Below are 14144 nucleotides of genomic sequence, written 5' to 3'. Positions count from 1 at the left end.
TGCAGTGGCTGAAGCAACCTGAGATGTATCAGGGGAAAAGCGTTGACGAGCTGCGTGAGCGTATCTCCCTTGAATTTAACGAACAGGGTTTGGGTAACCAGGCGGCGATTGATCGTGCGATCGAGTACTTCCTGAAAGACAGCCTGTCGGTGCATCACCCGCAGTGCGTGGCGCACCTGCACTGCCCGAGCCTGGTAATTAGCCAGGCGGCGGAAGTACTGATCAACGCCACCAACCAGAGCATGGACTCCTGGGACCAGAGCCCGTCAGCAACCATCATTGAGATGAAGCTGATCGAATGGCTGCGCGCCCGGGTCGGTTATCCGGCTGGCGACGCCGGCGTCTTCACCAGCGGCGGTACCCAGAGCAACCTGATGGGCCTGATGCTGGCGCGCGACGCCTTCTTCGCCCGTCAGGGGCACTCCATCCAGCAGGATGGGCTGCCGGGGGATATCCGCAAGTACAAAGTATTGTGCTCGGAAAACGCCCACTTCTCGGTGCAGAAGAACATGGCGCTGATGGGCCTCGGCTACCGCTCGGTCACGCTGGTGAAAACCGACGAATTCGCGCGGATGGACGTGTCCGATCTGAAAGCGAAGATTGCGCAAGCGCAGGCTAACGGCGAGCAGATCATGGCGATCGTCGCCACCGCCGGCACCACCGACGCGGGGGCTATCGACCCGCTGCGCGACATCGCCGGTATCGCCGCGGAACATCAGATCTGGCTGCACGTTGACGCAGCCTGGGGCGGCGCGCTGCTGCTGTCTGAGCAGTATCGTGACTACCTTGACGGTCTGGAGCTGGTGGATTCCGTTACCCTGGACTTCCACAAGCAGTTCTTCCAGACCATCAGCTGCGGCGCCTTCCTGCTGAAGGACGCGCGCCATTACGAGCTGATGCGTTATCAGGCGGCCTATCTGAACTCCGAGTTCGATGAAGAACACGGCGTACCGAACCTGGTGTCTAAGTCGCTGCAGACCACCCGTCGCTTCGATGCGCTGAAGCTGTGGATGGGTCTGGAAGCGCTGGGCCAGAAACAGTATGCGGCGATCATCGATCACGGCGTCACGATGGCGAAAAACGTGGCGGAGTACGTGAAGTCGCAGCCGACGCTGGAGCTGGTGATGCAGCCGCAGCTGGCGAGCGTGCTGTTCCGTTCCCGTCCGGCGCAGATGGCGCAGAGCGACGCGGCGGCTATCGCGCTGCTCAACCAGCGCGTCGGCGATGCCCTGCTGGCTTCCGGCCGCGCTAACGTTGGCGTGACCGAGCATAACGGTGTCACCTGCCTGAAGCTGACCCTGCTGAACCCGGTGGTGACGCTGGATGACGTGAAGGTTCTGCTTAACCTGGTGGAACGCACCGCTCAGGAGCTGCTGGCGCAATAACCTGCCTTAGCGAGGCGGCGCCTGCCGCCCCGCTGTCAGCCTTGCCTGCAATAAGCCGATAATCTCCTTATCGGCTTTTTTATTTCTTTCCGCGCCACTGACGTTCTCTGCTCCCTGGCTGGTCGCTGGGCCCGTTGACGCCTGCCTTTCGCGATGCCACAGTATTATCCCGAGAATAACGACGTTCAGGATAAACATCCTGAAAATGAGGATGATGATGGAGAAACGCTTACCGGGACTGGATCTCGACGCCCTGCGTAGCTTTGTGACCGGCATGGAGTGCGGCAGTTTCGCCCAGGCAGCACTGCGCCTGTCGCGTTCCACTTCGGCCGTCAGCGCCCAGCTTAAAAAGCTGGAGAGCCAGTGCGGTACGGCGCTGGTGGCCAAACAGGGGCGGCATCTGGTGCTCACCGCGGAAGGCGAAAAGCTGATGAGCTACGCCAGAAGACTGCTGGCGCTCAATGATGAAACCCTGCGCGCGCTGCAGGGCGAGCGACTCACCGGCGAGATCCACCTTGGTATGCAGGAAGATTTTGGCGAATCGCTGATGCCGGGGATCCTGGGGCAATTTAAACGGCATCATCCGCAGGTGCGGATAGTCGCCAGGGTGGATCGCAATGGTCCGCTGCGCCAGGCGCTGGCGGAAGAGGTGCTGGATCTGGCGCTGCTGTGGCAAACCGAAGATCAGGGTCCCGGGATGGGCCGCTGCCCGCTGGCGTGGATTGCGCATCCTGACCTGGATATTGGTGCACTGCTGGCCTCCGGCGAGCCGCTGCCGCTGGTGATGTTCGACAGCCCGTGCCTGATGCGCTCTCGCGCTATTGCCTGTCTCGATGCCGCGGGGATCCCCTGGCAGGTGGTATTCGTCAGCCACAGCCTGAACGGCATCTGGGCGGCGGTACAGGCTGGCCTGGGGCTGACGATACGCACCCGCATCGGCATGCCCGGCAACCTGCGCACCGTCGCCGGGCTGCTGCCATCGCCAGGTAGCCTGGCCGTTAACCTGCAACAAACCCCGCGCGAGGGACAGCATTCCGCCGCCGTGGCGCTGCTCGGCGAACTGATGACCGAGGCCCTGCAGGGGTGGGTCGAGATGTGACGTTGTCACGCAACTTCCATTCACCCTCACCCTAACCCTCTCCCTGAAGGGAGAGGGAACCGTTCGGCAGTCACCGACAATGGGCATCCAGTGTCGTTCCCGCTTCGATGCCCGGTGGCGGCTGCGCCTTACCGGGCCTACATTCTTCCTGCGCGCTCATGTAGGCCGGGCAAGCGCAGCGCCGCCCGGCAACAGGCACAAGGGATAAAGGGAACCGTCCGGCAATCACCGGCAATGGGCATTCTTTACCGTTCCCGGTTCAATGACCGGAGGCGGCTGCGCCTTACCGGGCCTACATTCTCCCTGCGCGCTCCTGTAGGCCGGGCAAGCGCAGCGCCGCCCGGCAACAGGCACAAGGGATAAAGGGAACCGTCCGGCAGTCACCGGCAATGGGCATTCTGTACCATTCCCGCTTCAATGACCGGTGGCGGCTGCGCCTTACCGGGCCTACATCTCCCTGCGCGCTCCTGTAGGCCGGGCAAGCGCAGCGCCGCCCGGCATCAGTATAAGGGCTGGAGGGAACCGTCCGCCAGACGCCTACGCCGCGGGTCAGGCTTTGCTCTCCTGCAGCAGTTGCTGGATCACCTGCTCCTGGCGGGCATAATCCCCTTCGCCGAAGGCGGTATAACGCAACTGTCCGCGAGCGTCGAAAATGTAATGCGCCGGCCAGTACTGATTGCCGAAGGCGTTCCAGATGGCGTACTCATTATCCGCCACCACCGGGTAGGTTATCCGCCAGTCCTTCACCGCCTGGCGCAGCAGCGGCAGCGAACGCTCCCAGGGATATTCCGGGGTATGGACGCCAATCACCACCAGCCCGGCCGCGCGGTATTTGTTCGCCCAGTCGCGCACGTAAGGCAGGGTATGCTGACAGTTGATGCACTCCCGGGTCCAGAAATCCACCAGCACCACTTTGCCCTTCAGACGCTCCGGAGTTAACGCCGGGCTGTTGAGCCACGCGCTGCCTCCCGCCAGGGAGGGCATCGCGCTGCTGGGCTGCGGCGCGGCGATCGGCTGGAGGATGGTCTTTTGCTCCGGCTGCGGCAGACGGGCGGCCAGCCGCTGCTCCAGCGCCTGACTCCAGCCTCCCGCACTTTGCAGATAGCGATCGCCGCCGCTGGCGATCAGCGCCACCGAGGCCAGCATCGCCACCCCCGCCAGCCGGCGCAGCCGTTCGCCGAACGCCAGCCCACGACGCAGACGGGCAATCAACGCCGCGCCGCACCACCCCAGCAGGAATAACATCAGCGCCCCGCCGCTGCCGTAAGCCAGCAGCAACCCGCCAGTGGTCGCCTGGCCCGGATGCACAAAGCCCAGGCTGAGTATCGCCCCCAGTACCGGCCCGGCGCACGGGGCCCACAGCAGGCCCACCGCCAGCCCGGCCAGCAGCGATCCGATCCAGCCGCGCTGGCGTGAGCTGGCGTTGTTAAGCTGATTTCCCAGCGCCACCAGGGGTGAGGTCAACCGCTGCGCGACGCGCTGCGAAAGCAGGCTCAGCCCGACCAGGGCGAAGAACGCCAGCGCCAGGCCGCGGCCTGCGAGGGTCAGATTCACCACCCAGCCGCTGGCGACCGTCACCAGCCACGAAACCGCGCCGAACATCAGCGCCATTCCAGCCAGCATAATTGCCAGCTGCCCCCGGCGGCCCCGGACGCAGGCGAACAGCAGCGGGATCACCGGCAGCGTACAGGGGCTCAGCAGGGTTAACATTCCGCCCAAAAATGCAATGAATATCGACATCGCCTTCTCCTCATTATGTCGTCGCTGCCGAGAGTGGCAGCCACGACATTACAGCAAGGGCATGTAAGGCGAATGTGTCGGGAAAGGGGGAGAATTGTCGGCTTAGTTATCCGTCTGCGCCGGAGATACAGCAGGATACAATCCCGCCGCGGCAAGGCGAACGCTGGCGTCCAGGCCGCGCTGCGGGCGGTTGGTCAGACGCAGCGTGCCGTTCATCTGGCTGACCAGCTGCGCAGCAATCGCCAGCCCCAGACCGGTGCCGCCGGTATCGCGATTGCGCGAGTCCTCCAGGCGATAAAACGGCTGCAACACCGCCTGTAGCGAGGCCTCAGGGATCCCCGGCCCCTCATCCAGCACATGAATAGTGACATCCCCGGCGGCGTCGCGGGTCAGGGTTACCGAGACCGTCGTACCGAATTTCAGCCCGTTATCGATAAGGTTGGTCATCACCCGGCGCAGGGCCTGCGGTGGGATCCACACCACCCCGGCGGTATCTTCGGGGCAAAAGCGCACCGGCCGGCCGACATCGGCATAATCGCAGACGATGGTGTCGAGAAAGGCGTCAAGGTTCAGCCGCTGGCGCGCCTCCGCCAGCGGTTGCGAGGTGCGGGCGAAGGCGATGCCCTCCCGCACCAGGCGGGTCATATTGTCGAGATCCTGCAGCAGCTTATCGCGTAGTTCCGGCTGGTCGGCCATCTCCACCCGCAGCTTCATTCGGGTGATCGGGGTTTGCAGATCGTGGGAGATAGCGGCGAGGATCCGCGCCCGCTCCTGCAGATGGTCGTGGATGCGCGCCTGCATCGCGTTAAACGCGCGAGCGGCACGGCGGACCTCTTCCGGCCCCTGCTCGGCCATGGTTCCCGCCGTGTCGCTGGCCGGTTCAAGGGCGTCCACTGCGCGGGTAAAGCGAGTGATGGGCAGCAACACCTGGCGAACGGCATACCAGGCGCAGGCCAGCAGGAGAACAAACTGAGCGATCAGCACCACCGGCAGCCAGCGGGCGATGGCCGGTAGCTTCGGCCACAGATCGAGAGTCAACGGGGTACCGTCGTGGAGGGTAATATGGGCCTGAATATGCTGCCGCGGGCCGGGGATCGTCACAATACTTACCGGATACTGCGCGCTCAGCGCCTCCTGCAGGGAGCGGGCTGCGTCCCGGGCGCGCCAGCTGTCCGGGTAGTCGCCGCGCTCGCCGGAGTCCAGCAGATAGCGATAATTGCCGCGCGCCAGCTTCGGCAGCCATTGCGGGCGCTCAGCGGCCGGCAGGCGGTCAAGGATCGCCACGCTGGTGGCGACATCGGAAGCCAGATTGCCCAGCATCACGCTGCGAGCGCTGCTCATACGCTCATAAAACAGCAGCGACAGAGTTAAAGTATTCGCCAGCAGCAGCGCCAGAAACAGCAGCGCCACCAGCCTCGACTGCAGCGAGGCGGGCCAAAACCTCATTCATGCCTCTCGCGGATGGAGACCGGCACCGACAGCACATAGCCTTCGCTGCGCACCGTTTTAATGTAGGCCGGCTCGCGGGCATCCTCCCGTAGCCGCTGGCGCAGTCGGCTCACCAGCAGGTCAATTGACCGCTCAAACAGTTCCGCGTCGCGTCCCTGGGTCAGATTCAGCAGTTGGTCGCGGTTCAATACCCGCTGGGGGTGATCGAGAAACACCCGCAGCAGCCGATACTCCGCCCCGCTGAGGGCGACGATGGCGCCGCTGTCGTCCAGCAGGTGGCGGGCGGCAGTGTCGAGCAGCCAGTCGCCAAAGGCGATCAGCCTGCCCGCCTCGGTGATCTGCAGATTGGGCGGCAGCGCCCGGGTGCGGCGTAAAATGGCTTTGATGCGCGCCAGCAGTTCGCGGGCCACAAAGGGTTTAATCAGATAATCGTCAGCCCCCATTTCCAGGCCGAGGATCCGGTCGCTGTCGTCGGTGCGGGCGGTGAGCATCAGCACCGGAATATCCTGCTGCGGGTTGGCGCGCAGCTGGCGGCAGAGCGTTAAGCCGTCCTCGCCCGGCATCATGATATCCAGCACAATCAGGTCAATTTGATGATTTTTGAGCACCGACCACATGGCTTTGCCGTTCGCCGCGCCGCTGGCGCGATATCCCGATTTTTCCAGATAGTCGACAATCAGTTCCCGAATATCGCGGTCGTCATCGACGACCAGGATGTGGTCAATACGCTCCAAAGGCTGCTCCTGCGGCAAAATAAACTCTTCACAAGCATAAGCCGTGTTGCCGGAAGCGCAACGTCGCGCCGCCGGCAAGGCGCGGATTACAAACGGTCGGCGTCCACCACCGCCTGGACAAAGTCTGCCGGGTCCTCCTGCGGCGGATTATGGCCCACCGCCCCCTGCAGATCCCGGTGTTCATATTTTCCGGTAAATTTAGCCCGGTAGCTGGCGGGAGCCGGATGCGGCGCGCCGTTATTCGCCCCTTCAAGGGTGATGGTGGGCACGGTTATCGGCGGTAGCGCCGCCAGCCGTTGTTCATAGCCGGCATACTTCGCTTCCCCCTTCTCCAGCCCCAGGCGCCAGCGGTAGTTGCTGATGGTGATCGCCACGTGGTCCGGGTTATCAAGCGCCCGGGCGGTTCTGGCAAAAGTCGCGTCGCTGAATTTCCACTGCGGCGACGCCTGATGCCAGATAAATTTCGCAAAGTCGTGGGTGTTCTGCCGGTAACCGGCTTCGCCGCGCGGGGTGGCAAAATAGAACTGATACCACCACGACAGCTCCGCCTGCGGCGGCAGCGGTTTTTCGCCAATCTGCTGACTGCTGATCAGATACCCGCTCACCGAGACCAGGGATTTCACCCGCTGCGGCCACAGCGCGGCGACGATATCCGCCGTGCGCGCGCCCCAGTCAAAGCCGGCCAGATCCGCCTGCCTGATGTTCAGGGCGTCCATCAGATGGACAATATCGGCCGCCATCGCCGACGGCTGACCGTTACGCGGCGTGCTGGCGGAGAGGAAACGGGTCGTGCCGTAGCCGCGCAGATACGGCACAATGACCCGGTAACCCTTCTGCGCTAAAGCCGGCGCCACCTGAGCATAGCTCTGAATATCGTAGGGCCAGCCGTGCAGCAGGATCACCGGCTGGCCGTCGCGCGGGCCGATATCCACGTAGCCTATATTCAGGTCGCCGGCGCGGATCTGGTGGATCTTGTCGAACGCCCCCGCGTCTTCCGCGGCGCAAACGGCAGCGGACCACAGGGTGGATAACCCCAGCGCCGTGGCGCTGGTATAGCGGATCAGGGATAATCTGTTCATCACTTTCTCACCTTTTATCATCATCAAGAGAGTACGTGACCAGTAAAGCGGAAATTTGTATCCGCCATGTGCCCGACCGGGGCCATTTTTATCTCTTAATGTCAGCGCTGCGCCGCGAGATACAGTGTGATACAGAGTCGAGGTTGGCAATTGTTGCGGGCATGTGAATTTATGCTTGCCCCAGGAGATAAATCCGTTACCGTGGCAGGCATTTTTCACCACTTAAGAACGCAGGAACCCGCTATGGCGATTTTTGATGGTCACAATGACCTGCTGCTGAATCTCTGGCTTCACCATCGTGAGGATCCGGTAAGCGCCTTCTTTGCCGGGATAGAAAACGGCCATCTCGACTATCCGCGTATCCGCCAGGGCGGGCTGGCCGGCGGCCTGTTCGCCCTCTTTGTGCCGCCGCAGGAGTATATCGCCCGCGTGGCGCCGCAGTACGCCAGCCAGGCGTGGGATCCGCGGGCGATCCTCTGGCAGCAGTTGGCTATCCTCAAGGCGATTTGCGCCCATGACGCCAGCCGCGCGCGGCTGTGCCTGAGCGCGGCGGATATCGAACGCTGTCGCCAGGATAACGCGCTGGCGATGGTGGCGCACATCGAAGGTGCTGGCGGGTTCGACGCGCAAGGCGAAGATCTGCAGGCCTTTTATCGCGCCGGGGTGCGCAGCATTGGTCCGTTCTGGAACATCGCCAATCGCTTCGGCTGCGGGGTCACCGGCGCCTTTCCCGGCAGCCCGGACAGCGGGCCGGGTCTCACTCGCGAGGGCATTGCGCTCATCGCTCAGGCCAACGCCCTGAAGATGCAGATCGATGTTTCGCACATGAATGAACAGGCCTTTTGGGATACCGCCCACCACTCCACCGCCCCACTGGTGGCCACCCACTCTAATGCCCACGCCCTGTGCCCACAGCCGCGCAATCTGACCGACCGGCAACTGCGGGCGATCCGCGACAGCGGCGGCGTAGTGGGCGTCAATTTCGGCAATGCTTTCCTGCGCGCCGACGGACGGCGCGACAGCGACACGCCCATAACCACCATTGTCCGGCATATCGACTATCTTATTAACATAATGGGTGAGGATCATGTGGCTCTCGGCTCGGATTTTGACGGCATCACCCTGCCCGACGAGCTGGGGGATGTGGCCGGCTTACCGCGGCTTATCAATGCCTTGCGGGACAATGGCTATGATCAATTGGTGCTGGATAAGCTGCTGTGGAACAACTGGCTGCGGGTATTAAAAAAGGTTTGGCAACAATAGGTTATATTGTAAACATAAAGTTAATTCCTTACAGATTCCGGGTTGATCTCTCTCCCGGTGAAGCGCAATATGCGGCGGCCGTCACAGATCCAGCATTATCCGTGAGGCCTGTCGTCATTTTTAAGAGGAACACAACATGTGGAAGAAACCTGCTTTTATCGATTTACGTCTCGGTCTGGAAGTGACGCTGTACATTTCTAACCGTTAATCGCCCCGCCCGCCGTTCGCGCGGGCACCTTCATTCATTACCCGGTCCGTCTTCATGTTCATTAAAGTCCTCGGCTCCGCCGCCGGCGGCGGTTTCCCGCAATGGAACTGCAACTGCGCCAACTGTCAGGGTCTGCGCAACGGCACCATTCAGGCCAGTGCCCGCACCCAGTCGTCGATCATCGTCAGCGATAACGGCAAAGAGTGGGTGCTGTGCAATGCCTCGCCGGATATCAGCCAGCAGATTGCCCATACCCCCGAGTTAAATAAACCCGGCGTACTGCGCGGGACGTCTATCGGCGGCATTATTCTCACCGACAGCCAGATCGACCACACCACCGGGTTGCTGAGCCTGCGCGAAGGCTGCCCGCACCAGGTGTGGTGCACGCCGGAGGTTCATGAGGATCTCTCTACCGGCTTCCCGGTGTTTACCATGCTGCGACACTGGAACGGAGGCCTGGTGCATCATCCCATCGCCCCGCAGCAGCCTTTTACCGTTGACGCCTGCCCTGATTTGCAGTTTACCGCCGTGCCTATCGCCAGCAACGCGCCGCCCTATTCGCCGTATCGCGACCGGCCGCTGCCGGGCCATAACGTGGCGCTGTTTATCGAAAACCGCCGCAACGGGCAGACGCTGTTCTATGCCCCGGGGCTGGGTGAGCCGGATGAAGCCCTTCTGCCGTGGCTGCAAAAAGCGGACTGTCTGCTGATCGATGGCACCGTCTGGCAGGATGACGAGCTGCAGGCCGCCGGCGTTGGGCGCAATACCGGCCGTGATATGGGACACCTGGCGCTCAGCGATGAGCACGGGATGATGGCCTTGCTGGCCTCCCTGCCGGCAAAACGCAAAATTCTCATTCATATTAATAACACCAACCCGATCCTTAACGAACAGTCTCCCCAGCGCCAGGCGCTAACGCAACAGGGGATTGAAGTGAGCTGGGACGGGATGGCAATCACCCTTCAGGATACCGCATGCTAATCACCGACACGCTGTCGCCGCAGGCCTTTGAAGAGGCTCTGCGGGCTAAAGGCGCCTTCTACCATATTCACCACCCTTACCACATCGCCATGCATAACGGCGAAGCGACCCGCGAGCAAATTCAGGGTTGGGTGGCGAACCGGTTTTATTACCAGACCACCATTCCGCTGAAAGACGCGGCGATTATGGCTAACTGCCCGGATGCGCAGACCCGGCGCAAATGGGTGCAGCGGATCCTCGACCACGACGGTAGCCACGGCGAAGATGGCGGGATTGAAGCCTGGCTGCGGCTGGGGGAAGCGGTCGGTTTGAGCCGCGACGACCTGCTCAGCGAGCGTCACGTGCTGCCCGGCGTGCGCTTCGCGGTGGATGCCTATCTTAATTTCGCTCGTCGCGCCTGCTGGCAGGAGGCGGCCTGCAGCTCCCTGACCGAGCTGTTCGCCCCACAGATCCATCAGTCGCGCCTCGACAGCTGGCCGCAGCACTATCCGTGGATCAAAGAGGAAGGCTATTTTTACTTCCGCAGTCGTCTGAGCCAGGCTAACCGCGACGTTGAGCATGGTCTGGCGCTGGCGAAGACCTACTGTGACAGCGCTGAAAAACAGAACCGGATGCTGGAGATCCTGCAGTTTAAGCTCGACATCCTGTGGTCGATGCTCGATGCCATGACCATGGCCTACGCTCTGCAGCGCCCGCCCTATCACACGGTCACCGACAAGGCGGCCTGGCACACGACCCGACTGGTGTAATCATGCAAAAAACGTCCATCGTTGCCTTTCGTCGCGGCTACCGACTGCAGTGGGAAGCCGCCCAGGAGAGCCATGTGATCCTCTATCCGGAGGGAATGGCTAAACTCAATGAGACCGCCGCGGCGATCCTCGAGCTGGTCGATGGCCGGCGCGACGTCGCGGCGATTATCGCCATGCTTAACGAACGTTTCCCGGAAGCCGGCGGCGTCGATGACGACGTCGTCGAGTTCCTGCAGATCGCCTGTCAACAGAAGTGGATCACCTGCCGTGAGCCAGAATAAACCCGCCGTCAATCCGCCGCTGTGGCTGCTGGCGGAGCTGACCTACCGCTGCCCGCTGCAGTGTCCCTACTGTTCCAATCCGCTGGACTTCGCCCGGCAGGAAAAGGAGCTGACCACCGAACAATGGATCGAGGTCTTTCGCCAGGCGCGAGCGATGGGCAGCGTACAGCTGGGCTTTTCCGGCGGCGAGCCGCTGACCCGTAAAGATCTGCCGGAGCTGATCCGCGCCGCGCGCGACCTCGGGTTCTATACCAACCTGATCACCTCGGGAATTGGGCTAACCGAGAGCAAACTCGACGCCTTCAGCGAGGCCGGACTGGACCATATCCAGATTAGCTTCCAGGCCAGCGATGAGGTGCTCAACGCCGCTCTTGCCGGCAATAAAAAAGCCTTCCAGCAGAAGCTGGCGATGGCCAGAGCGGTGAAAGCGCGCGACTACCCGATGGTGCTGAACTTCGTCCTCCACCGGCATAACATCGACCAGCTCGATAAAATTATCGAGCTGTGCATTGAGCTGGAAGCCGATGACGTCGAGCTCGCCACCTGCCAGTTTTACGGCTGGGCGTTTCTTAATCGCGAGGGGTTACTGCCGACCCGGGAACAGATCGCCCGCGCCGAGCAGGTGGTCGCCGATTACCGGCAGAAAATGGCCGCCAGCGGTAACCTCACCAACCTGCTATTCGTCACCCCGGACTATTACGAGGAACGCCCGAAAGGCTGTATGGGCGGCTGGGGATCGATTTTCCTCAGCGTCACTCCGGAAGGCACTGCGTTGCCGTGCCACAGCGCGCGCCAGCTGCCGGTGGCGTTCCCGTCGGTGCTGGAGCAGAGTCTGGAATCGATCTGGTATGACTCGTTCGGCTTCAACCGTTATCGCGGGTATGACTGGATGCCGGAGCCGTGCCGCTCCTGTGATGAAAAAGAGAAAGACTTCGGCGGCTGCCGCTGTCAGGCCTTTATGCTGACCGGCAGCGCCGATAACGCCGACCCGGTGTGCAGCAAATCCCCACATCATCACAAAATCCTTGAGGCCCGGCGCGAAGCGGCCTGCAGCGACATCAAAGTCAACCAGCTGCAGTTCCGCAACCGTACCCGCTCGCAGCTGATCTACAAAACCCGGGAACTGTAATGACGCTGGCGACCCGCACCGTCACCCTGCCGGGCGGCCTGCAGGCCACCCTGGTTCATCAGCCGCAGGCCGATCGCGCGGCGGCCCTGGTGCGGGTTGCCGCCGGCAGCCACCACGAACCGTCGCGCTTCCCCGGTCTGGCGCACCTGCTGGAACACCTGCTGTTTTACGGCGGTGAGCGCTACCGCAAAGATGAACGGCTGATGAGCTGGGTGCAGCGCCAGGCAGGGGATGTGAATGCCACCACCCTGGCCCGCCACAGCGCTTTCTTTTTCGAGGTCGCCGCCGAGGGCCTGGCTGACGGCGTCGCGCGCCTGCAGGAGATGCTGCAGGCGCCGCTGCTGCTCAGGGACGATATTCAACGCGAAGTCGCGGTTATCGACGCCGAAAACCGCCTGATCCAACAGCATGAGTTGTCGCGACGGGAAGCCGCCGTGCGTCACGCCGCCATCGCGCCCGCGGCGTTTCGCCGCTTTCAGGTCGGCGACGCCGTGTCGCTGGGGGAGGATTTCCTCGCGCTACAGGCGGCCTTACGCAACTTTCACCATAGCCACTACGTCGCCCGCCGGATGCAACTCTGGCTGCAGGGGCCGCAGTCGCTGGAGGTGCTTGGCGAACTGGCGGCACGTTTCGCCGCCGGGCTTGCCCCGGGCGAGGCTCCGCCGCCGGCGCCGCCGCTGACTCTGGGCGAGCCCCCTCAACTGCAGCTGGCCGTCTCCAGCCAGCCCGCGCTGTGGCGCTGCCCGCTGATCGCCTTAAGTGACAATGTCACGTTACTGCGCGAGTTTTTGCTGGATGAAGCCCCCGGTAGCCTGATGGCCGGCCTGCGCCAGCGCGGGATGGCCGAGGACGTGGCGCTGAACTGGCTGTATCAGGATCAGCACGTCGGCTGGCTGGCGCTGATTTTCGCCAGCGACCGGCCGGAACAGGTCGACCGGCAGATAACCCACTGGTTGCAGGCGCTACAGCAGACGACGCCTGAGCAGCAGCAACACTACTATCAGCTGTCCCGGCGCCGTTTTCAGGCGCTGTCGCCCCTCGATCAGCTGCGCCAGCGGGCATTCGGCTTTGCCCCCGGGGCGCCGCCCACCGGGTTCGCCGATTTTTGCGCCGCCCTGCTGGCCGCCCCCACGGTCAGCCTGGCCTGCCAGACGCAGCCCCCCGGAGCAACGGTAGCCACCCAGGGCTTTAGCCTGCCGCTCAGCCGCTGGTCGCCACGTCCGGTCTCTGACCCGGCGCTGGCATTCGCTTTTTATCCGCAGGCCGCTGGCGAGCTCGTGGCCGAAAGCCCGGCGGAAGCCGCGCCACTGCGTCACCTCCCGTCACCGGGAGAGCCGCCGACGCTCCTGCTGCGACCGCCCTTCTACTGCTCGCCCACGCCGGCCGGGGGGCTGGCGCGCGGGGAACAGCTGCGTCCATTACTTGCCGCCCTGCGCCATGCCGGGGGACACGGCGAGTGGCATCTGTTCGACGGTAGCTGGCAGCTGATCCTGCAGTTGCCTGCGTCCGGCCAACGGCCGGAGGCGATTCTGCAGGCCATCGTGCGGCATCTCGCGCTCCCGGTCGCCCCGCTGCCCCCACCGCCGGAGAGTATTGCGATCCGTCATCTCATGGCCCAGCTCCCCGAACGGCTGGGTACGTCAGCGCACCAGGAAGGTTGGCTGGCGGCCCTGATTGGCGGCAGCGCGGAAGATGCGCAGTGGGTAGCGCGTCAGCTGAGCCGGCTTACCGTCCCGGTTAATCCGCCGATGCCCGCTCCGGCCCCCTGCCGCGGCGGCGTCGAGCGGCTGGCTTATCCCCGGGGCGACACGGCGCTACTGGTCTTTCTTCCGCTGCCGGAAGGCGCTTCACTGGCGGCCCTGTGGGTGCTGGCGCAGTTCTGCGAGCCGCCGTTTTTCCAGCGCCTGCGGGTGGAGCAGCAGATAGGCTATGTGGTGAGCTGCCGCTATCAGCGCGTTGCCGATCGCGATGGGCTGCTGATGGCGCTCCAGTCCCCGGAACGCCGCCCCGGGGAGCTACTCCGCTGCTGTAAAACCTTTCTGCGCCA

The 14144-nt window shown here is 63.1% G+C and carries 13 protein-coding genes; 9 read left to right on the top strand and 4 right to left on the bottom strand.

Annotated elements, in window-relative coordinates; translation table 11 throughout:
- A partial coding sequence (locus tag CW267_RS27920; protein WP_101148690.1) for a pyridoxal phosphate-dependent decarboxylase family protein occupies positions 1 to 1385 on the top strand: 1385 nt, incomplete at its 5' end.
- Positions 1386 to 1590: 205 nt separating this feature from the next.
- On the top strand, positions 1591 to 2484 hold the full coding sequence (locus tag CW267_RS27915) for a LysR substrate-binding domain-containing protein (RefSeq protein WP_064323525.1): 894 nt from the start codon (positions 1591 to 1593) through the stop codon (positions 2482 to 2484).
- 549 nt (positions 2485 to 3033) lie between these two features.
- Here CW267_RS27915 and CW267_RS27910 read toward each other — a convergent pair.
- The 4 genes from CW267_RS27910 to CW267_RS27895 form a co-directional block, all read right to left on the bottom strand.
- Positions 3034 to 4224: a cytochrome c biogenesis protein/redoxin gene (locus tag CW267_RS27910; RefSeq protein WP_100781002.1), complete on the bottom strand. Its 1191-nt coding sequence runs from the start codon at positions 4222 to 4224 to the stop codon at positions 3034 to 3036.
- A 102-nt stretch (positions 4225 to 4326) separates the two neighbouring features.
- Entirely contained in the window at positions 4327 to 5670 is a 1344-nt protein-coding gene (locus CW267_RS27905; protein WP_100781001.1) for a sensor histidine kinase, read from the bottom strand.
- Positions 5667 to 6407, bottom strand: coding sequence for a response regulator (locus tag CW267_RS27900; RefSeq protein WP_004180014.1), 741 nt, complete (start codon positions 6405 to 6407; stop codon positions 5667 to 5669). Before CW267_RS27900 ends, CW267_RS27905 begins: the two co-directional genes overlap by 4 nt.
- Before the next feature lie 86 nt (positions 6408 to 6493).
- On the bottom strand, positions 6494 to 7486 hold the full coding sequence (locus CW267_RS27895) for an alpha/beta fold hydrolase (RefSeq protein WP_100781000.1): 993 nt from the start codon (positions 7484 to 7486) through the stop codon (positions 6494 to 6496).
- A 243-nt stretch (positions 7487 to 7729) separates the two neighbouring features.
- On the opposite strand from CW267_RS27895, the gene CW267_RS27890 reads away from it, so the two are divergent.
- From CW267_RS27890 to pqqF, 7 genes are all read left to right on the top strand, one after another.
- Entirely contained in the window at positions 7730 to 8749 is a 1020-nt protein-coding gene (locus CW267_RS27890) for a dipeptidase (RefSeq protein WP_100780999.1), read from the top strand.
- A 136-nt stretch (positions 8750 to 8885) separates the two neighbouring features.
- On the top strand, positions 8886 to 8957 hold the full coding sequence (pqqA, locus tag CW267_RS27885) for a pyrroloquinoline quinone precursor peptide PqqA (protein ID WP_002905689.1): 72 nt from the start codon (positions 8886 to 8888) through the stop codon (positions 8955 to 8957).
- A gap of 54 nt (positions 8958 to 9011) precedes the next feature.
- Entirely contained in the window at positions 9012 to 9938 is a 927-nt protein-coding gene (gene pqqB, locus CW267_RS27880; RefSeq protein WP_008804781.1) for a pyrroloquinoline quinone biosynthesis protein PqqB, read from the top strand.
- A complete protein-coding gene (gene pqqC, locus CW267_RS27875; protein ID WP_008804780.1) occupies positions 9932 to 10687 on the top strand; it encodes a pyrroloquinoline-quinone synthase PqqC in 756 nt (251 codons plus the stop codon). The genes pqqB and pqqC overlap by 7 nt, the downstream gene beginning before the upstream one ends.
- Positions 10688 to 10689: 2 nt before the next feature.
- On the top strand, positions 10690 to 10968 hold the full coding sequence (gene pqqD / locus CW267_RS27870) for a pyrroloquinoline quinone biosynthesis peptide chaperone PqqD (RefSeq protein WP_008804779.1): 279 nt from the start codon (positions 10690 to 10692) through the stop codon (positions 10966 to 10968).
- Complete coding sequence (pqqE, locus tag CW267_RS27865) at positions 10955 to 12097, top strand: pyrroloquinoline quinone biosynthesis protein PqqE (protein ID WP_012968140.1); 1143 nt, start codon at positions 10955 to 10957, stop codon at positions 12095 to 12097. Before pqqD ends, pqqE begins: the two co-directional genes overlap by 14 nt.
- On the top strand, positions 12097 to 14144 hold a 2048-nt coding region (gene pqqF, locus CW267_RS31125; RefSeq protein WP_101148689.1), incomplete at its 3' end, for a pyrroloquinoline quinone biosynthesis protein PqqF. The genes pqqE and pqqF, both read left to right, overlap by 1 nt.

Source organism: Klebsiella sp. X1-16S-Nf21 (assembly GCF_002837615.1).
GTDB classification, from domain to species: Bacteria; Pseudomonadota; Gammaproteobacteria; order Enterobacterales; family Enterobacteriaceae; genus Klebsiella; species Klebsiella variicola.
This window is presented reverse-complemented; position numbering and strand designations above follow the sequence as displayed.